Origin of the sequence: Streptomyces sp. LaBMicrA B280 (assembly GCF_049222185.1) — a bacterium.
GTDB lineage: Bacteria > Actinomycetota > Actinomycetes > Streptomycetales > Streptomycetaceae > Streptomyces > Streptomyces murinus.
In genome coordinates, this window is record NZ_JBMJCT010000015.1 from 81661 (window position 1) to 101841 (window position 20181).

General features: G+C 71.9%; 15 protein-coding genes. 5 read left to right on the forward strand and 10 right to left on the reverse strand.

The annotated features are described in order from the left end of the window. The first annotated feature begins 16 nt into the window (after positions 1 to 16). A complete protein-coding gene (locus ACLF5H_RS15565) occupies positions 17 to 1747 on the forward strand; it encodes an N-acyl-D-amino-acid deacylase family protein (protein WP_421676674.1) in 1731 nt (576 codons plus the stop codon). Further along, positions 1744 to 3225 carry an aldehyde dehydrogenase family protein gene (locus ACLF5H_RS15570; RefSeq protein ID WP_421676675.1) on the forward strand — a complete coding sequence of 494 codons (1482 nt, stop codon included), beginning with the start codon at positions 1744 to 1746 and terminating at the stop codon, positions 3223 to 3225. Before ACLF5H_RS15565 ends, ACLF5H_RS15570 begins: the two co-directional genes overlap by 4 nt. A gap of 46 nt (positions 3226 to 3271) precedes the next feature. On the opposite strand, the gene ACLF5H_RS15575 is transcribed toward ACLF5H_RS15570, so the two are convergent. The 7 genes from ACLF5H_RS15575 to ACLF5H_RS15605 all read right to left on the reverse strand — a co-directional run bounded on the left by ACLF5H_RS15575 (position 3272) and on the right by ACLF5H_RS15605 (position 11091). Continuing rightward, complete coding sequence (locus tag ACLF5H_RS15575) at positions 3272 to 4708, reverse strand: DUF6177 family protein (RefSeq protein WP_421676676.1); 1437 nt, start codon at positions 4706 to 4708, stop codon at positions 3272 to 3274. A 229-nt stretch (positions 4709 to 4937) separates the two neighbouring features. Then, positions 4938 to 5357: a hypothetical protein gene (locus tag ACLF5H_RS15580; RefSeq protein WP_421676677.1), complete on the reverse strand. Its 420-nt coding sequence runs from the start codon at positions 5355 to 5357 to the stop codon at positions 4938 to 4940. A gap of 21 nt (positions 5358 to 5378) precedes the next feature. Continuing rightward, positions 5379 to 7397: an EndoU domain-containing protein gene (locus tag ACLF5H_RS15585; protein WP_421676678.1), complete on the reverse strand. Its 2019-nt coding sequence runs from the start codon at positions 7395 to 7397 to the stop codon at positions 5379 to 5381. Then, a complete protein-coding gene (locus tag ACLF5H_RS15590) occupies positions 7394 to 7801 on the reverse strand; it encodes a DUF6507 family protein (RefSeq protein WP_421676679.1) in 408 nt (135 codons plus the stop codon). The genes ACLF5H_RS15585 and ACLF5H_RS15590 overlap by 4 nt, the downstream gene beginning before the upstream one ends. A 250-nt stretch (positions 7802 to 8051) precedes the next feature. Next, positions 8052 to 8942, reverse strand: coding sequence for a DUF1963 domain-containing protein (locus tag ACLF5H_RS15595; protein ID WP_421676680.1), 891 nt, complete (start codon positions 8940 to 8942; stop codon positions 8052 to 8054). Between the two features lie 113 nt (positions 8943 to 9055). Beyond that, positions 9056 to 9448, reverse strand: a complete 393-nt coding sequence (locus tag ACLF5H_RS15600) for a nitroreductase/quinone reductase family protein (RefSeq protein WP_421676681.1) — start codon at positions 9446 to 9448, stop codon at positions 9056 to 9058. A gap of 95 nt (positions 9449 to 9543) precedes the next feature. Continuing rightward, entirely contained in the window at positions 9544 to 11091 is a 1548-nt protein-coding gene (locus ACLF5H_RS15605; RefSeq protein ID WP_421676682.1) for a CehA/McbA family metallohydrolase, read from the reverse strand. Between the two features lie 122 nt (positions 11092 to 11213). On the opposite strand from ACLF5H_RS15605, the gene ACLF5H_RS15610 reads away from it, so the two are divergent. After that, a complete protein-coding gene (locus ACLF5H_RS15610) occupies positions 11214 to 13802 on the forward strand; it encodes a bifunctional FO biosynthesis protein CofGH (protein WP_421676683.1) in 2589 nt (862 codons plus the stop codon). A gap of 133 nt (positions 13803 to 13935) precedes the next feature. Next, a complete protein-coding gene (locus ACLF5H_RS15615; RefSeq protein WP_421676684.1) occupies positions 13936 to 14502 on the forward strand; it encodes a L,D-transpeptidase in 567 nt (188 codons plus the stop codon). Here the strand turns inward: ACLF5H_RS15615 and ACLF5H_RS15620 are convergent. Continuing rightward, positions 14495 to 15031, reverse strand: coding sequence for a DUF2165 domain-containing protein (locus ACLF5H_RS15620; protein WP_421676685.1), 537 nt, complete (start codon positions 15029 to 15031; stop codon positions 14495 to 14497). The two genes, ACLF5H_RS15615 and ACLF5H_RS15620, sit on opposite strands and share 8 nt — an antisense overlap. 89 nt (positions 15032 to 15120) lie before the next feature. Between ACLF5H_RS15620 and ACLF5H_RS15625 the strand changes: the two genes are divergently transcribed. Beyond that, complete coding sequence (locus ACLF5H_RS15625; protein WP_421676686.1) at positions 15121 to 18438, forward strand: tetratricopeptide repeat protein; 3318 nt, start codon at positions 15121 to 15123, stop codon at positions 18436 to 18438. Positions 18439 to 18492: 54 nt separating this feature from the next. On the opposite strand, the gene haaN is transcribed toward ACLF5H_RS15625, so the two are convergent. Together haaN and ACLF5H_RS15635 are read right to left on the reverse strand one after the other, a co-directional pair. Then, positions 18493 to 18972 carry a cyclophane-containing RiPP N-acetyltransferase HaaN gene (haaN, locus tag ACLF5H_RS15630; protein WP_421676687.1) on the reverse strand — a complete coding sequence of 160 codons (480 nt, stop codon included), beginning with the start codon at positions 18970 to 18972 and terminating at the stop codon, positions 18493 to 18495. A gap of 23 nt (positions 18973 to 18995) precedes the next feature. Next, positions 18996 to 20177, reverse strand: coding sequence for an FxsB family cyclophane-forming radical SAM/SPASM peptide maturase (locus ACLF5H_RS15635; protein WP_421676688.1), 1182 nt, complete (start codon positions 20175 to 20177; stop codon positions 18996 to 18998). Positions 20178 to 20181: the final 4 nt, after the last annotated feature.

Consider the following 20181-nt stretch of genomic DNA (forward strand, 5'->3'; position numbering starts at 1 on the left):
GGGGGTTCCAGGGAACATGCTCGATCACCTCATCAAGGACGCCACCGTCGTCGACGGCACCGGCAACCCCGCCTACGTCGCCGACGTCGGCCTGCGTGACGGGCGGATCGCCGCCCTCGGCCGGATCGACGCCGAGGCCCGCACCAGCGAGGACGCCCGGGGACTCGTACTCACCCCCGGCTTCGTCGATCCGCACACCCACTACGACGCCCAGCTGTTCTGGGACCCGTACGCCACGCCCTCCCTCAACCACGGGGTGACGACCGTGGCCGCCGGGAACTGCGGGTTCACGCTCGCGCCGCTGCACCCCGGCCGCCCCGAGGACGCCGACTACACCCGGCGGATGATGTCCAAGGTGGAGGGCATGTCCCTGGTCGCGCTGGAGCGGGGCGCGCCCTGGAACTGGCACACCTTCGGGGACTACCTCGACGCGCTGGAGGGGCGCACGGCGGTCAACGTCGGCTTCATGGTGGGGCATTGCGCCCTGCGCCGGTACGTCATGGGCCCGGGCGCCGTCGGCGGGCAGCCGGACGAGGAGCAACTGGCCGCGATGGTACGGCTGTTGCGTGAGGCCATGGACGCCGGTGCCTGGGGGCTCTCGACCACGCAGTCCCGCACCCACTCCGACGGGGACGGCCGCCCCGTCGCCTCCCGGCACGCCGGACCCGCGGAGCTGATCGCGCTGTCCCGGGCCGTCGGGGAGCACGAGGGCACCCAGATCGAGGCGATCGTCGCCGGGTGCCTCGACCAGTTCAGCGATGCCGAGATCGATCTGCTGACGGAGATGAGCGCGGCCGCCGGACGCCCCCTGAACTGGAACGTCCTCACCGTCGACGCCGCCGTGCCCGAACGCGTGCCCCGGCAGCTCGGCGCGAGCGAACGGGCCCGGAAGGCGGGCGGCCGGATCGTCGCCCTCACCATGCCGATCCTCACCCCGATGAACATGTCCCTCGGCACCTTCTGCGCCCTCAACCTCATCCCCGGCTGGGGCGAGATCCTCGGGCTCCCGGTCCCCGAACGCATCGAGCGGCTGCGGGACCCCGACGTCCGGGCCGAACTGCTGCGCCGGGCCCGCTCCAAGGAGGCGGGCGTCTTCCGGCGGCTGGCGAACTTCGGGCGCTATGTCATCGGCGACACCTACAGCGACGCCAACCGGGGCCTCGGCGGCCGGGTCGTCCGGGACATCGCGGAGGAGCGCGGGCAGGACCCCTTCCACTGCCTGGTGGAGATCTGCGCGAACGACCGGCTGCGTACGGTCCTGTGGCCGATGCCCACCGACAACGACCCCGCCTCCTGGGCCCTGCGCGCCGAGACCTGGCGGCACGAGGACGTGCTGCTCGGCGGCTCCGACGCGGGCGCCCATCTGGACCGGATGTGCGGGGCGCCGTACACCACCCGCTTCCTCGGGGACTGCCTGCGCGGCCGGAAACTCGTCGCCCTGGAGCAGGCCGTGAAGATGCTGACCGACGACCCGGCACGGCTGTTCGGGCTGCGCGAGCGCGGGCAGATCCAGCGCGGCTGGCACGCCGACCTGGTCCTCCTCGACCCGGAGCGGATCGACGCGGGGCAGGCCCGGCTGGTGCACGATCTGCCGGGGGACAGCCCCCGGCTGGACGCGCGGGCGATCGGGGTACGGGCCGTATGGGTCGGCGGGGTGGAGGCGATCCGGGACGACGTGGTGAGCGGGGCCGTACCGGGCAGGGTGCTGCGCTCGGGGCGGGACACCCGGACGGTGAGCACCCGATGAGCGAGCGGTTCCTTCCAGACCGGCGGCACTCCACCGGCGGGCGGCTCTTCATCGGGGGGGAGTGGACCGAGCCGGACCTCGGCCACTACCCGGTCACCGACCCCGCCACCGAGGAGACCGTCGGCCTCGCCCCCGAGGCCTCGCCCGAGCAGGTCCGGGCGGCCTGCGCGGCGGCCCGGGAGGCGTTCGGGCCCTGGTCGCGGACCCGCCCCGAGGAGCGGGCGGCGCTGCTCGGCCGCGCGGCGGAGATCATCCGGGCCCGCCTGGTGCCCTACGCCGACCTGGCCCGCGCCGAGACGGGGGCCACCACGGCGACCGCCCGCGCCCTCCAGGTGGGGGTGGCCGCCGCCCGCTTCCGCCGCTACGCCCGGGTGGAGCCCGCCGAGTGGCCCGTCCCTCCGCAGCTCAACGAGGCCGGGCCGATGGGCGGCGCGGCCGTCATGAGCGCGCTGGCGATCCGGCAGCCGGTGGGCGTCGTCACCTGCGTCACCTCCTACAACAACCCCTGGGCCAACCCCGCGGGCAAGATCGCCCCCGCACTCGCCATGGGCAACACAGTCGTGGTCAAACCCGCCCCGCAGGACCCGCTGTCCGTCTACCGGATGGCCGAGGCGCTGGCGGAGGCCGGGGTGCCACGCGGTGTGGTGAACGTCGTCTCCGGCCGGGCCACCGCCGTCGGCGAGGCGGCGGTGGCCTCGCCCGACGTCGACATGGTCAGCTTCACCGGCTCCACCGCCGTCGGCCGGCGCATCGCGCAGGTGTGCGGCCGGGGCATGAAGCGGCAGCTGATGGAACTGGGCGGCAAGGGCGCCGCGTTGGTGTTCGCCGACGCCGATCTGTCCGCCGCCGTCGCGGGCATCGGCACCACCTTCTCCTTCTACAGCGGCCAGATCTGCACGGCGCCCACCCGGGTCCTGGCCCAGCGCCCGGTGTACGACCGCCTCGTCGAACAACTGGCCGCCTACGCCCGCCGCCTGCCGATCGGCGACCCCCGCGACCCGGCCACGGTCGTCGGCCCGCTCATCTCCGCCGACCACCGGGCCCGCGTGGAGTCGTACGTCGAACTGGGCCGCAAGGAGGGCGCGGTGGTGGTGACGGGCGGCGAACGCCCGCCCCTGGAGCGGGGTTTCTACGTCCGCCCCACCCTCCTCGCGGACTGCACCAGCGACATGCGGGTCGCGCGCGAGGAGATCTTCGGGCCCGTCGTCTCCGTGATCCCCTTCGAGGACGAGGACGAGGGCGTGGCCCTGGCCGACGACTCCGACTACGGCCTCATCGACTACGTCTGGTCCGCCGACATCTCCCGCGCCTTCCGCGTCGCCCGCCGCCTGCGCTCCGGCGGCGTCGCCATCAACACCGTCGCCCGCAACATGGAGGCCCCCTTCGGCGGCTTCAAACAGAGCGGAGTGGGCCGCGACGTGGGGGTGTACGCCCTGCACGCGTACAGCGAGGTGCAGTCGATCGTCTGGCCGGGGTGACCGACTCCGCTGGAACAGCGGAATCAGGGCAGGGCGTCACGTCGCGTCATATCTGCGGGCGCAGGTGTTCGTCGAGGTGTCGTAGGCGCCGCCAGGCGGTGGGGTCGGCGCCGTCGCCGAGCGGGTAGTGCAGGGCTGGGCGAGTGGTGGGGCCGAGCCGGGTGGGGGTGTGGCCGAGCCGGGTGGGGGTGTGGCCTGGCAGGGCCTTGTGGGCGTGACCGGCGCCGAGGGCGGCCACGGTGTCGGGGCCGAGGGTGAGGGAGACGGGGATCGGCGGCGGCTCGTAGTGGGCCGGCGTGGTCAAGTCCGCCCGCCCCGCGCGCAGTTCACTGACCATGGCGGCGAGGTTGTGCCTGACGACGAGGGATTCGGCGAGCCGGGGCAGTAGTTCGATCGGTGCCCGTTCACCGGCGGTGTAGCCGAGGGCCAGGGTGGTGTGCTCCTCCACGCCTTGCGGTGTGTGAGCGATACGCACGGTGGCTATGGCAGGGCGGTCGGCAGCTCCGGCGGCGACCGCCCAGGTGGGCCGGCCCTGGCGGGCCCGGCTGCGGGCCAGTTCGGTCAGTTGCCGGGGCGACCAGGGGACGTTGACGGGTTCGGCGCCGGCCCATCCGGCCGGCGGCGATCCGGTGAGGGCCTGCCAGGCCTCCTCCACGGCGCCACCGAGTACGAGGCGTTCGTGGGCGGGATGGACGGTGCGGACGGACAGCAGCAACTGCCGCTCACCGCCCGTGCCGGGCGGAGGCTGGAAGGCGTCCGCGATCCGGGGGCCGTCGTCGGTGGCCGGGGCGAAACGTCCGTCGCGCCAGCGCAGTACGGCTCCGGACAGGCCGTCGTAGTAGCCCTGCTCCGGGTGGCGTACGACCCAGCGCGCGGGCACGCCCTCCAGGAGGGTACGGGCGGGCAGGCTCAGCCGGGTGCGGGGGGACGTGACGACATACAGTTCCCGCCGCCCCGCTCCCGTGGTGCGCACCGCCTCGGTCAGCCATGTCGTGGCGGCGACGACGGGACGGTCGTGGATGACGATGACGCTCCGGTCGGTGAACACGTCCGCGTCGGACAGCACGCCCGGCTCAGCGGGCGGTTCCGTCGCCACGCCCGTGGCCGGGACGGTCACGACGTCGGTACGGGCGGCTTCCGCCGGCCATGTGGCGCCGCCGAGCAGTGTCGTCAGCCGGCCCGCCACCGAACCGGCGAGCTGCCTGGCCTCGGGGACGGCGCTGGACGCCCGCACCTCGGTCCACCACACCGGCGCGTCCGTCCGCACACCCGGCCCCAGCAGCCGCTCCGTCTCGCCCGGCACCTGTAGGTAACGGGGCGCCTCCACAGAGACCAGAAACTGTCCGTCCTCCGTGCACAACTGGGCGACTGCCCCACCACCCACCCGGTTCACCCGCAGATCCGGCCCGCCCGCGTGCAGCGCGGCCAGCAGCGTTTTGACGTCCGGCATCCGCGGGGTGAGGGCGATGACGTCTTGGGACATATTGCGCTTCCTGTCAGAGAGGGCGGCACTACGGCGCTCAGTGCCAGCACCCACGACCGCACGGTCGAAAATTCCAGACAGCTATAGCGGGTACGGGGCGATCAAGAAATACCTCCGAGAAGCATCCCCTGTCGAGAGATGTTCGCGCCTTGCTCATTCTTCGTCACCAGCCTGTACCGCGGGATTCAAAGTGAGCCTTACCCGAACTCCAAGCAGCGCTGGGCCCGAGTCATGAGGCGACATCCCGAAGTCCCGCGAGCGGGTCCCGACTGTTTTCCTCCACGTATTGCTTCCAGAAGGGTGCGACTTCGTCAGGGCAGGCCCGTGCATAGTAGTCCCAGAAGTCGAGTAGGACCGCCAGCGCCGCATCCATCGAGAACTCGCCCCGCACATGCTCCAGGAAGTGGTTTTCGATCGCCAGAACCTGATGGCTGAAGGTCGCGGTGTAGGCGTTCCCGTCCATCTCCTCCGGAGTGAAATCCGGATTCGCCTGCGCCTGTCTGGCCAGGTCGATAGCTTCCAGAATAGAATAACCAGAAAGCTGAATGTCTCCACTCACCCAGACCCCAAGGATGGTTAGTTCCGTAGGGCCGTTGAACTGTGGCGTCCTGGATTTATTGTCCCGCGTGTAGTATTGAGTGCGGATCACTCCTCTGTCCTCCTCTGTTAATTAATCCGGCATGATCGGGTAGACGGTCTTTGCGTCACCCGTGACGGGGTCGAAATAGCCTTCAAAAGTGATCCCCTTGTATTCGCCTTGCCACATGTGAATTTCGGGATTCACGACTCTTCCATTTTCGAAGGCTTTGGTCATCGCCCGCCGGACATCGCGTTCCGTCCATGTCGGTGGGAAGAAGGTCGTTTTGGCCCGCTTCATCACCCAGTTGCCAGTACGCGGGTCGCGCATCCACACGCGGCCCTGCGTCAGCCCCGTCCTGTGGTCAACCTTGAGGATCTTCGGCACCTTTATACCGTAGGGGTCACGGCCGCCCGGCCGAAAATGGTACCCGACGACCTTCGGCTGGCCGTCCTTTCCGTACTTCAACTCGCCCTTGAGTACGTGGCCGAAAGTCTCCTCGGGAATGTGGCCGCTTGGCTCGGGGACGTGCTGGCCGTGGCGGGCTGTCGGGTCATGGTGTGGGCCTTCACCACTGCCATGTCCCATTCCGGGGCCGTGATGCCCGCCGTGGCTTCCGAAGTCGTGGCCGGTTCCATGGGCACCGCCGGTCGCGCCGTGGGGGGTGGTAGGTGCCGTCTTCGTCCCCGCACCGCCATGGCCCGTATGGCCGGGGTGGTGCGCGGCGGTGGGTGCGTGGGGTCCGGCGTCACCTCCTGCGTGAGCGGTGCCATGGGGGGCGGCGTCGGACGTGCGGCCTCCGACGCCGGCAAGTTCCCGGTCGATCGGTCCGGTGGGAGACACACGCTCGGCGGCGGCAGGCTCGTGCGGGGCCTCGGCGAGGTTCGGCGTGCCATCTCTGTTGATCGGGATGAGACGGCCGTCCTTGTCGACCCGGTACCGGTCGCTGAGGTCGAGGGCGCTGTCGGGGAACCTGGTTCTGGGCAGCCGCAGGTGTTCGCTGACGTTGGTCAGCACCTCGGAGACCTTCGGCAGGTCGGACAGGGCTCTGGCCGCCCGCGCGGCGCCGGAGACCGGATCGAGGGCATTGCCGACCTCGGCCACCGTGCCGGCGGCTTCGGCGAACCTGCCTGTCCTGCCCAGCTTGGCGAGCGCCCCGCCCGCGCCCCCGACCAGGGTGAGAAGGTTGAAGCTGGTGACGGCGTGAGCCCGGGCCGGATCCTCCTGCCACTCGTCGTAGTCGATGAACTGCTTGCCGAAGTCCTTCGCGTACGCCTCGCTGCCGTGCTGCCAGTCCGACAGGTGATCACCCAGGCCCACCGCGTCCATGCCGTAGGCGTACGCGCCGACAACCGTGCGTCTGAGACCGTCCCACGTCTGCTGCCGCGCATCGGAGCCGTTGACGCCCAGCATGTTGTCCTCGAAGGTGCCCAGGCCGACGAAGCCGCCCCAGAGGCTGTCCTTGACGATGCCGTCCCACGCCCAGCTCTTGGTCCCATGGCCCCACCAGCCCAGACTCCAGCGCTCGTAGGTACGGGACACCGGAGCGCCCCACGGCAGGTCGGGCATGGACTCGAGCGTCTTGGCGCTCATGCCGTACGTGCCGCCCTCGTCGCCGACGGGACGGCACACGGCCGGGCTGATGGCGCCGATCGTGACCGCCGCGTCGTGCTCCGCCTTCCGGAAGCCCACGACGGCCTCCGCCACACCGTCCATCAGCGCGTTGTGCGTGTCGACCTTGTGCTGGTCGTTCGTCCAGTCGTCGTCGCCCTCCACGTCGGCGACGAAGGCGATCGCCTGTCCCTTCAGATGCTGCAAGCGGTCCGCGTGCGGCTTCGCCTCACTGACGAAGGTGTCCAGGGCGTCGGCGAGGGACTCGATGTGGCCGGCGAACTCGTCCGCCGTGTCCATCACCGGCTGCGTGGAGGAGAGCAGTTGATCGGCCTCCGGCGCCTGGTAGTACGCGGCTGTCGCCTGGAAGCGCGAGTGGACGTCCTGGCCCGCGCCGCGGATGCCGACGGCACGCTTACGCAGATCGGTGACCGCCTTGGTCAGGGTGTCGAAGTCACCGGTGTACTGCGGGATCTGGCCCGGATCGATCGCGGCCGTCACGGAGCGCCCCCACCCTGTCCGTGCTCCGCGTGCCCGGCCACGGCTCGAAGCTCAGTCGGAGTAGGAGCCTTCGCCGCCTCACGCTGGGCACGGGTGGCCATCACCAGGTCACCGTCGACGTACGCACCGGTCGCCTTGACCGTCCCGTGCATCGTCTTCCTGATCCGGGCCGCCATGAACGTGACCGAACTCTCGGTGTCCGTGACGAAGTTCGCGACCGCGGCACCCACCGGCCCCACCGGCGGACCACCGCAGTACGGACCGCTGATCGTGCCCGCGGACTGCGCCGCCTCCTCGGCACTCGCCCCGTAGCCCTTGACGTCCTTGCCCAGATCGTCGGCCGCAAGTCCCACCAACGACAGAACGGACTCCACCCCGCCGGGACTGATGTCCCACCCCGTCACGACAACCCCCGCCTAAAAACTCCTACAGATACGCCCCCACCAGCGTCAACCGACATCGCGAGCAGCGCTGGCAACAGCAGAAAAGCCATTAATACCAGGACAGTTGCTATGGCCACCATTCATTTCCTGCCAAAGATACCCATCCTTGTAAAAGACGGGTTCCATGTCTTCTCGGCCCTCCTCGCCGACTGCACGGGCGATATGCGGGTGAGCTGGAAGGAGAACTCCGGCCCGGGGTGAGGCGTGCCGGTCACTGGGTGAAGAAGGACGCCGGGTGCCGGGGGCTCGTGGTGCACACGAACAGGGCCCCGTGGCCGCCCCGGCCCACGGTCATGCCGACCGGCTCGCGGGACGGGTCCCCGGCTTCGTCCGTCGGTTCCCGCTCGCGTTCCTCCAGCGGGCGGAACCGGTGCGGGGCGCCGTCGGGCCCCCAGGAGCCGAGCGCCCACTCGGCGGTGTCGAACTGGAGGAACAGCTCCAGCGGGGCCCGGCACGTCCCGCACTCCAGGGCGTCCGGCCGGCCCGTCGTGCACCAGTTCATGAAGCCGCCGAGCTTGTGGCCGGGCACGGCGGTGAGGTCGTCCGGCAGGCCCCGCTCCTCCAGCCAGGCACCGAAGCGCTCGGCGAGGCCGGGCGGCAGCTCCTCGCCGCCGGGGTAGTCGGTGATCCGCTCCGGGTGCAGGACACAGGCGCGCGGGATCATGTCCGGCCCGTGGTCCCCGTGCTCCTCGGGGTCCGGCGGCTCGGCGAGACGGTCTGTGACCGCGTCGGCCCGGCGCCAGTACAGGCGGCAGGCCTGGCCCCAGCCCGCCGGGTGCGGCTGGTCGTGCCACTCCGGGCACCACAGCAGCTGGACGAGGTCCGTGCCCTCGGGGAAGCGCGGCTCGGGGAAGTCCGCGGCCGTCAACTGGGCCACCGCGACCAGCGGCAGCGTGGAGGCCCGGCCGTTGACGTCCCGGTGCTCGGCGCACTCCGGCCACGCCTCGGCGACCGGCCAGAGCAGGGGCCCGCCGATGTGGCTGTCGTACGGCCCGGGGATGCCGCGACGCGGATGCAGCCGGACGGCGGTGCGGCCGTGCGCCGACAACTCGGGGAAGTCCCGGGCGGGTTCGACGGCGGACGGCGCGGTGGTGAGCTTCACCTGGGCAGTCTTCCCGTTGCCCGCACCTCGGGTCCACCCCGGGCGGTCGGGCGGCGGTCCAGCAGGTCTCCACGGACCGCCGGTAAACGGCCCGCCCCCCGAGCAGTCCGCCCTCAGTCCGTCAGATCCACCCGGATCGTCAGCAGATCCGTGCCGAGGGCCCGGACCGCCGTGCTGTTGAGCCGGGGCAGACCCCGCAGCCGGGCGCGGGGGTCGTCGTCCGGCAGCAGATGGGCCGTGCCGTGGTGCCACCGCCCCGCGATCCGCACCCGTACCCTGGGGTCGGCCTCGATGTTGCGCACGTACTGCGATCTGTGCCCGAACTCCGACACCAGCCAGAACGCCCCGCCGACCCGCCGCCCGCCCACCGGCGTCCGCCGCGGCGCCCCGGACACCCGCCCGGTCGTCTCCAGCACGGTCTGCAGCGGGAGCCGCCGGATCAGCGGATTGAGCCGGCGCTGGAAACTGGTCACGAGGTGATGCTTGCGGTCTGCTCGGCCGGTCATGGCTCCTGAACCTCCTGCGGAATCCTGCGGGACGGGCGGTTGCTCGGCCCAGGATGCCGCAAACCGCCCGCCCCACCGGCACCGGAAGCGCCGTGTCAGGAAGCCCCGAGGAAGACCGGGTTGGTGAACGCCGCCAGCGCCCCCGGCACCGGCCCCGCCGCCGTCTCGTGGCGGACCTCGGCGCGGACGTACGCCGCGTAGGAGGGGGTCGTACGCCATTCGATCTCACCCGCGCCCGACACCGGCAGGGGCTCGCTCGTGTACAGGGTGCCCTCGTCGGTGACGAGGTGCAGGGTGCAGCGGGGCGCGCCGGTGACGGCGAGCCGGACGGTCACCGGGGCGTCGGCGGGCAGCGGCAGCCGCTCCCCGATGCCCGCCTGCCGCCCCCGCCCACCCGTGGCGGTGAGGGAGACGGTGACGTGCCGGGACTCGGCGACGTAGGAGCGGCCCGCGCGGATGCCCTCCTGGACGGCCTGGCGGGTCAGATCGTCGGCGAGGACGACGGTCTGCGGAAGCCCGACCGCGTCCGGGTCGCGGTGGGCGTCGCTGTTGCCCATCGCCGGGAGCCAGGGGCGGCCCTGCCGTACCGCGGCGACCAGCAGGTTGTCCCACTCGGCGAGGGTCACCTCGTCGTCGGGCGTGTAGGGGCCGTTCCACACCTCCACCGCGTCCGCCTCCGCGAAGCCGAACTTCCAGCCGCAGCCGACGCAGGTGGCGTGCGGATGGGCCGGTACGACCAGGCCCCCGGCGCGGCGGATGTCGCGGGCGAAACGGGCCCAGCGGTTGTCGCGGGCACGGTAGCGCCAGTCCACGAAGGTGCCGGGCTCGGTGCCGAGCGCCACCACATGCCCGTTGCGGGTGGTGATCTCCTCGCCGAGCATGATGAGCAGGTCGTCACCGGCCTCGTCCGCCCAATGGGGGTGGGACGTATGGGTGTTGTGGTCCGAGGAGTTGATGAAGTCCAGGCCCGCCGCCCGGGCGAGGGCCGCGATCTCGGCGGGGGTGCGGCGGCCGTCGGAGTACCAGGAGTGCAGATGGCAGTCGCCCCGGTACCAGGCCCGGCCCCGCCCCTTGGCCCGGGACGGCGGGTACACCGGGCGGGGGGTCTCGCCGGGTTCCCCAGAGGTCAGGGTGATCGTCAGCTCGTACGACAGTCCTTGTGGCGCCACCGTGTAGGGGCCGAGTGCGATGTGCCAGGTGCCCGCGCGCACCGGTCCCGGCACATAGCCCGGGGTCGCGTCGTCGGCCCGTACGAAGAACTCCGTGCGGGCGCCGCCCGACCAGCCCCGGAAGCCCTTGCCGCCCAGCTCGGTGCCGTGCTGGTCGAAGAGGCCGATGTCGAGCGCGTTGCCCTGGGTGCCGGCCGGGACCGAGGGCCGGTCGTAGGTGTAGGAGACCCGGAACTCGCGTACACCGGACGGCACTTCGACCGGTACGTACACGAAGTCGGGGGCACCGGGCGGCAGGGTGCCCCGCACCGTCCGCGTCTCCTGGCTCTGGCCCTGGCCCGGTCCCTGACCTTGACCCTGGCCGTCCGCTGCCGCGAAGTTCACGGTCCCCAACGTAAGGGCGGCGGCGCCGCCGGTCACGAACAGCGCGCGCCTGGCGATTCCCCGGGCGTGATCGTGCGTGTCGTCACACATGGGCCTCATTGTGCGGGCCGGACGTGAACTTCCCCAGAAGAAAAGGAGACCGGGTTCCCGCCATCGCGCGGCCGCCGCTCGTCCCCCGTCCGTCCTGATCTTCCCCTACGTATCGTGGAGGCATGACGACTCCCGCGACCCCAGGACCCGGCCGCCCCACCGAGAACTCCATGCGTCGCGCCCTCAAACGCGCCCGTGACGGCGTCGCCCTCGACGCCGCCGAGGCCGCGGTGCTGCTCCAGGCCCGCGGCGAGGACCTGACCGACCTCGCCGCCTCCGCCGCCCGGGTGCGCGACGCGGGCCTCGAACAGGCGGGCCGTCCCGGCGTCATCACCTACTCGAAGAGCGTCTTCATCCCGCTGACCCGGCTGTGCCGGGACAAGTGCCACTACTGCACCTTCGTCACCGTCCCCGGCAAGCTCCGCCGCGCCGGGCACGGCATGTTCATGTCCCCCGACGAGGTCCTGGACATCGCCCGCAAGGGCGCCGCGCTCGGCTGCAAGGAAGCGCTGATCACCCTCGGCGACAAGCCCGAGGACCGCTGGCCCGAGGCCCGCGAGTGGCTCGACGCGCACGGCTACGACGACACCATCGCCTATGTCCGCGCCATCTCCGTCCGCATCCTGGAGGAGACCGGCCTGCTGCCCCACCTCAACCCGGGCGTCATGAGCTGGACCGACTTCCAGCGCCTGAAGCCGGTCGCGCCGAGCATGGGCATGATGCTGGAGACCACGGCCACCCGCCTGTGGTCCGAGCCCGGCGGCCCCCACCACGGCTCCCCGGACAAGGAGCCCGCCGTACGCCTGCGGGTCCTGGAGGACGCGGGCCGCTCCTCCGTCCCCTTCACCTCCGGGCTGCTGATCGGCATCGGCGAGACGTACGAGGAGCGCGCCGAATCCCTCTTCGCGCTGCGCAAGGTCTCCCGCGCCTACCACGGCATCCAGGAACTGATCATCCAGAACTTCCGCGCCAAGCCGGACACCGCGATGCGCGGCATGCCGGACGCCGAACTGGACGAACTGGTCGCCACCATCGCCGTCGCCCGGCACATCATGGGCCCCGCCGCCTGCCTCCAGGCCCCGCCGAACCTGGTCGAGGGCGAGTACGAGCGGCTGATCGGCGCCGGCATCGACGACTGGGGCGGGGTCTCGCCCCTGACCATCGACCACGTCAACCCCGAACGCCCCTGGCCGCAGATCGAGGAACTGGCCGGGCGGTCCCGCGCGGCCGGCTTCGAACTGCGCGAACGCCTCTGCGTCTACCCGGAGTTCGTCCGGCGCGGCGAGCCCTGGCTGGACCCCCGGCTGCGCCCGCACGTCGCCGCCCTCGCCGACCCGGAGACCGGCCTGGCCCGCCCCGGCGCCCTCCCCGCGGGGCTGCCCTGGCAGGAGCCCGAGGACACTTTCACGCCCACCGGCCGCACCGATCTGCACCGCACCATCGACACACAGGGCCGTACGACCGACCGCCGTGCCGACTACGACGAGGTGTACGGCGACTGGGACGCCCTGCGCGAGGCGGCCGCCCCCGGGATGGCGCCGCAGCGCATCGACACCGATGTGCGCGAGGCGCTGCGCACCGCCGCCGACGACCCCACCCGGCTGACCGACACCGAGGCCCTCGCCCTCCTGCACGCGGACGGCCCGGCGCTGGACGCGCTGTGCCGGATCGCCGACGACGTGCGCAGGTCGGTGGTGGGCGACGACGTGACGTACATCGTCACCCGCAACATCAACTTCACCAATGTCTGCTACACCGGCTGCCGCTTCTGCGCCTTCGCCCAGCGCCGTACCGACGCCGACGCCTACACCCTCTCCCTGAGCCAGGTCGCCGACCGCGCCCAGCAGGCGTGGGAGGTCGGCGCGGTCGAGGTGTGCATGCAGGGCGGCATCCACCCCGACCTGCCCGGCACCGCCTACTTCGACATCGCGAAGGCGGTCAAGGAGCGCGTCCCCGGCATGCATGTGCACGCCTTCTCCCCGATGGAGGTCGTGAACGGCGCCACCCGCACCGGCATGTCCGTCCGGGAGTGGCTGACGGCCGCGAAGGAGGCGGGCCTCGACACCATCCCCGGCACGGCGGCGGAGATCCTGGACGACGAGGTCCGCTGGATCCTCACCAAGGGCAAGCTGCCCGCGGCCACCTGGATCGAGGTCGTGAAGACCGCCCACGAACTGGGCATCCGCTCCTCCTCCACGATGATGTACGGCCATGTCGACCAGCCCCGCCACTGGCTCGGCCATCTGCGCACCCTGGCCGGGATCCAGCGGGAGACCGGCGGCTTCACCGAGTTCGTCACCCTCCCCTTCATCCACACCAACGCGCCGGTCTACCTCGCAGGCATCGCCCGCCCCGGCCCGACCACCCGGGACAACCGCGCGGTGACGGCCATGGCCCGCCTCCTGCTGCACCCCTGGATCCCCAACATCCAGACAAGCTGGGTCAAACTCGGCACCGAGGGCGCGGCGGAAATGCTTCGCTCCGGCGCGAACGACCTGGGCGGCACCCTGATGGAGGAGACCATCTCCAGGATGGCGGGCTCGTCGTACGGCTCGTACAAGTCCGTCCGCGATCTGGTGGCCGTCGCGGAGGCGGCAGGACGCCCGGCGAAACCGCGGACGACGCTCTACGGCGAGGTGCCGGACGAGCGGCGGCAGACGGCGGCGGCCTCCGACGGCCACCTCCCCGAACTGCTGCCGGTGCTCGACTGAGCTTCGGGTGCGCGGTGCGGGGGCGACCGTTGCGCGGTGCGGGGGCGACCGGTACGCGGTGCGGGGGCGACTGAGTACGATGATCCGACCCCCGGACCGTGTGGGGGACCCATAGCGGAGGAGATGCGTACCCGTGGCTGCCCGACTGCCCTCCTGGGCCTGGGTCTCCGGTCTGACGGTGGGGGCGACCGTGGCCGTCGTCGCCCTCGCCGTGCAGGCGGAGCACGGGCCGCATCCCACGGCCGCGAGCGTGAAGCCGAGCACATCGGCGTCGGCGGCCACCCATGGCTCGGCGAAGCCGAAGCCCCCGGCGGGCCCGCCCGCGCTGCCGCCGGACTCGGGGGACGGCCGCAGGATCGTGTACTCGCCCGCGGCGAAGCGGCTGTGGCTGGTCGACGCGACCGGCAAGGAGATCAAGACGTTCGAGGTGTGGCCGGGCACGGTGACCCTGCCGCCCGGCCGCTACTCGATCATCAACCGCACCCAGTCCAAAACGGGCTCGGACGGTGTCCCGATCGAGCACATCATGTACGTCGCCATGGTCGACGGCGTGAACATAGCCTTCTCCAACGCCCTGGACGGCGCCTCGCCGCCCCCGGCGGAGGGCAAGAAACTGGGCGGCATCCGCATGCGCAAGCAGGACGGCGCCGCCCTGTGGGCTTTCGGCGATCTGGGTACGAAGGTGGCGGTGGTTAAGTAGCCGGGGATCCCTTGCCGGACTCCCCGCCGCCCGGCAGGTGATTGACGATCAACGCCACCCCGCTGAGCAGGAAGACGCGGGTGGCGGAATCCTCGCCGTTCCACGCCTTCGCCTGCCACATCGCGAACCACTCACCGCCGATCGCGATGAACCCGGCGCCGAAAAGCAGCAGCATCATCAGCAGTCCATAGGTGGAAACGCGCCGCGCGAACGCGTCGTCCCGGCGCGCCGCCCACAGGTACGTGCCCCAGATCAGGACCAGCGCGGCCACCGTCTCCCACGCGATGATCAGGACGTAGGCGGTGTCCTGGAGCGCGCTGCCGGTGATCGCCCGCCACATCAGATCGTGGTCCTTGAAGGTGCTGTCCATCGCCAGCACATGCCGTACGAACTGCTGGTTCGTCCCGAAGTCCGTGATGTTGCCGAAGGCGACGAGGGCGATGTACAGCGCGAGTATCCCGGTGAGTACACCGGCGGCCAGTGCCTGACTGGAGTGTCTGGAGTGCCGTGTGGGGTCGGTGGTGGTCATGGCTGGATTCTCCCCTGTGCAGGGCCGGTTGGCGCGTGGCCATTGCGCCATCATGGAAAGGGGCCTGTGGGGGAAGGGTGGGCGTTCGGATGGTGCGGGCACGGCCGTCGATGCAGGAGCTGATCGGACGGCGCAGACGAGCGGGCTTCATCGGCCGGGGCGGCGAACGGGCGGCGTTCCGCGCGAACCTGGACCTGCCGCCCGAGGACGAACGCCATCGCTTCCTCTTCCACATCCACGGCCAGGCGGGCGTCGGAAAGACCTTCCTGGTGCGGGAGTTGGAGCAGACGGCGCGCGAACGCGGCGCGCTGACGGCGTACGTGGACGAGGGCGTGGGCAGCGTCCCCGAGGCGCTGGCGGTCCTGAGCCGCGAATTCGCCCGCCAGGACGTGGAGTTCAAGAAGCTCGACCGCGCGCTGACGTCGTACCGGGAACGCAGGCACGAGGCGGAGGCGGTGGCCGCCGGGCTGGACTCCGTGACCCCCAAGGGCCCGTCCCCGGTGACGGCCACGGCGGTGCGGGCGGGGCTGGTGGGCCTGGGCCTGATACCCGGCGCCGCGCCTTTCGCGGGCGCGGTCGACCCGGCCCAGGTCGCCCAGGCGGCCGACCGGTTGAGGCAGGGCCTGAGTGCCCGGTTCGGCAGCCAGGACGACGTACAGCTGGTGCTGTCACCGGAACGGACCCTGACCCCGAAACTGCTGGACGAACTGGAATCGGCCGCGTCCACGGTCCCCTGGATCGCCCTCTTCTTCGACACGTACGAGCGCACCGGCCCCTTCCTCGCCCACTGGCTGCACGACCTGATGACCAGCGACCGGTACGGCACCCTGCCGGCCAATGTCATCGTGGTCACGGCGGGTCAGCAGCCGTTCGACCGGGCCCGCTGGGGAGGTTTCGCGGACTTCATGACGGAGATCCCGCTGGGCCCCTTCACGGAGGCGGAGGCCCGCGGACTGCTCGCGGACCGCGGTGTGCTGGCCGAACCGGTGGTGGCGGAGGTGCTGCGGCTGACCGGCGGACTCCCGCTGCTGGTCTCGACCCTGGCGGAACAGCGTCCGGCCGACTCGGCGGACGTCGGCGACCCGAGCGCGACGGCCGTCGAACGGTTCCTGAAGTGGGAGCAGGACCCGGCCCGCCGGGCGGTGGCACTGGCGTGCGCGCTGCCGAGGAGCCTGGACCTGGACGTGTTCCGCGCGGTCGTGGCCGACCCCGAGTCCGACGCCCTCTTCGGCTGGCTGAGCGGCCTGCCCTTCGTGGACGACCGCCGCGGCCGGCTGCGCTACCACGACCTGGTGCGGGAGACGATGCTGCGGCTGCTGCGGGGGCGGTCCCCGCAGGAGTGGCGGGAGCGCCATGAGGCGCTGGCGGTGGTGTACGGCAACTGGTGCGGGACGGAGATCGAGGGCCTCCGCGTGGGGGAGGCGTGGACCCAGCGACGCTGGCGTGAGCTGCGGCTGGAGCAGACGTACCACCTCCTGTGCGCCCGGCCGCGCGCGGAACTGGCCGACGCGCTGCGGCGGGTGGCCGAGACCTGTATGGCGGAGGAGGCGGAGAGCCGGCACTGGGCCCGGATGCTGGAGGAGGCGGGGACGGCGGCGGACGACGCGGAGCTGCGGGAGTGGGGGCGGCTACTGCGGGAGGCCCTCGCGGACGACGAGCGGGGCACCCGAGCCGTCGTCGACCTGCTGCTGTCCCGCCCCGGGCTCGACACCCTCGGCCGCACCATGGCGCACGGGATCCGTGGCATCCAGCTGATGATCGACGGTGAGCACCGGCGAGCGCTGGCCGAGCACGACCAGTGCGTCGCGCTCGGCGAGCACCTGTCCCTGCCCGACGCGGCCCTGTCCGGCCTGTACTTCGCCCGCGCTCGCGCCCATGCGCTGCTCGCGGACCACCCGGCCGCGCTGGCGGACCTGGACCGGGCGGACACCCTGTCACCCGACGACGTGCCGACTCTTCAGACGCGCGGGCGGACCCGGCTGGAGGCCGGAAGGCCGCAGGAGGCCCTCGCCGATCTGGACCGCGCCCTCGCTCTGCACCCGGGGGACATCCTCTCCCTCGCGTCGAGAGCGGTCTGCCTGTACGAGCTGGGGCGCGCGGACGCCGCCCTCATCGACATCGAGCGCGTGCTCGCCCGCGAGGCGGACAACCACTGGGCCCTGATCCACCGCGCGCGGATCCATGCCGACCGGGCGGAGTGGGATCAGGCGTTCACGGACCTGGACCGGCTCGCGGCCCTCGCGCCGCGGGACGCGTCGGTGGCGGCGGAACGCGGCGACACCCACCGGCGCGCGGGCCGCTACGAGGACGCCGTCCAGGAGCTGAGCCGCGCCCTGGAACTGAGCCCGGACCACGCCTGGTCCCTGGCGACCCGCGGGGTGGCCTACCACCAACTGGGCCGGTACGAGGAGGCACTCGCCGATCTGGACCGCGCCGTCGAGCTGACCCCCGACGAAGTCTGGACCTGGGTGCACTGGGCCAGGTGCAAGCGCCGGCTCGGTCAGGTGGAGGAAACGCTGCCCGGGCTGCGGCGCGCCGTCGCGACGGCACCGGAAGAGGTGTCGGTCCGGGTGGAACTGGGCGCCGCCTGCTGGCAGGCCGAGCGGTACGACGAGGCCGTGCCGCAGCTGCGCCGGGCGCTGGAGCTGTGCCCCGACACCGCCTCGGCCCTGGCGCTCCTGGGTGCCATCCACAGCGCACGGGGGGAGTACCCGCGGGCCTTCGAGCACCTGGACCGGGCGATCGCCGTCGACCCCGAGTACGGCTGGGCACTGAGCGAACGCGCCCACGCCGCCCTGGCGGTCGGCCGCACCGGACGAGCCCTGGCCGACCTGGACCGATGCGTCGCGCTGGACGCGTCGGACGGCTGGGCCCAGGTCCAGGCCGTGCACCTGCTGATGCGCTGCGGCCGCTGGCGGGAGGCGGGCGAACGGCTCGCCGAGGCCGACCGCTCGGGCGTCCCCGGTCTTGAGGCGGCGCGCGCGTGGGCGTACCGGCACACGCGTCAGTGGGCGGCGGCGAGAGCGGAGGCCGAGCGCATCCGTCCGCGCGATCCGTTCGCGGGCGTGCTCCACCTCGCCCTGGCGGTCGCCGGTTCCGACGGCCAGCAAGCGGCCCGCCCCTGGTGGCAGGAGCTGCTACGACTCCTGCCGACGGCCGCACCGGACGGCGTCCTCCAGGACTTCCCCCGCTGCGTGGCGGCCTGCGCCCTCGGCGACTGGCCCACCGCCGACGCGGCCCTGACCCGCGTCCTGGCCGCCGACACGGACTGGGACGCCCTGTCCTGGCCGGTCACCCTCCTCACCGAACTCCTGACCACCCCCGGCCCCGACCACCTCCGCCTCCTCCCCCGCCTGACCACCCTGGAATCGGCCCGCGCCGCGGTGCGGGCGCGTTATGCGGAGTGAGCGGCGGCTTCGCCTGGCCGGAACCCGTAGCGGAGCCCTCGCCACGCCTCCCGCTCACCTCGTACGCGGATCCACCCGGTAGACGACCTTCCCCTCGTACTCGGCGAACCCGAGGGACCGGTAGAAGGCGCGCGCGCCCGGGTTGTCCCGGTCGGTCATCCATTCCAGCCGACCGCATCCGGGCCGCGCGGCGGCGACGGCGCGGAGCTCTTCCATGAGGCGGGCGCCGACGCCCGCTCGGCGGAGGCTGTCGCGGACGTACAGCTCCTTCAGGAACAGGGAGTGCGAGGAGCCGGCCGCCGGCCAGAGAAAGGAGTAGGCGGCCAGACCGGCCAGGTCCCCCGCGTCGTCCTCCACGAGCAGGGCGGCGGCCAGCGGCGGGGACCCGAAAAGGGCCTCCTCCACCTGGGCGAGGCGTTCCTCCAGTGGCTGGATGTCAGTGTCGGCCGCCCCGTAGAACCGCTCGATCTCCTCGATCAGCTCGGCCAGGGCGGGGACGTCCCGCTTCTCGGCGGGACGGATCGTCGCGGTCATCCGCGTCTCCTGTCGTTCCTCGGTCACTTCGTACGCTCCAACGCGGGATCGCCCCGCGGCGGTACGGCGCCCGGCGCCCAGCCGTGCCGCCGAAGGGAATGCTGGACATGCCGGATCAGGTACTCCAGGTCCGCGCAGTAGACGGACGGATTCCGGTACCCGGCGCCGGAGCTGAACCGGTGCGGGAGGTAGCCCCCGCCGCACACGGCCACGAGAGGGCAGCTCCGGCACTGATCGGCGAGCGCGGCCAGGCCGTACGCGCGGTGCAGCATCCTCGGGTGCGACAGCGCCTCGTCGAACGGGTGCCGGAAGACATCGAGTCCGAGCCACGACGCGCCCTCCTCGACGGACCGCAAGGTGTCCACGCCCTCGATCGAGCCGTCGGACTCGATCACGACGCTGGTCGGCGGGGCCAGACCGACCGTCTCCACCGACCCGTGCACACCGGAGCCGAGGGCCACGATGTCCTCCAGCATCCGGATGCTGTGCCGCCATTGGGGCCGGTCGAGCCAGGTGTCGTAGACCCGGCTCATCCAGAGCCCGTACTCGGGCACGTTCGGATCGGTGCGGTGCGGCGGGTCGTCGTGGGTCGCGTGGGGCAGCCCGAAGTCGATCACGGGCGGCTCGAAGGCCGCCAGGTGGTCGTGGACCTCGACCGGATCGTTGGCCAGGTCCACGACGGCGAGGATGCCGGCGAACAAGTGCGGCCGGGTACGCAGTAGTTCGATGCCGCGGACGGTGGCGGCGGTGCTCGACCGACCGCTGTGGGTCAGCCGGTGGCGGTCGTTCGCGGCCGGGGGCCCGTCGAGACTGACGCCCACCGTCACACCGTACTGCTCGAAGAGGTCCAGCCACGCGGGTGCCAACAAGGTGCCGTTGGTCTGGAGTTCGAAGCGGACCGCGGTGCGGCTCGGTACGCCGTCCCGGACGGCGCCCAGCAGAGCGGCCAGATGCGGAAGGCCGGCCAGCAGCGGCTCCCCGCCATGCAGGACGACATCGACGGACCGCAGCTCATGGGCCGCCGCATGTTCGGCGATCCGCCGGGCGGCCGCCCGCGCCACGTCCAGGTCCATACGCGCGGGCAGCCGCCTGGCGGCCTGGTCCTTGGAGTGGAAGACGAAGCAGTAGTCGCAGTCGATGTTGCAGCGGTTGGCGACCTTGAGGATGAATGTCCGGAAAGGAACGGGGATTTCTGGCCCGGTCATCGAA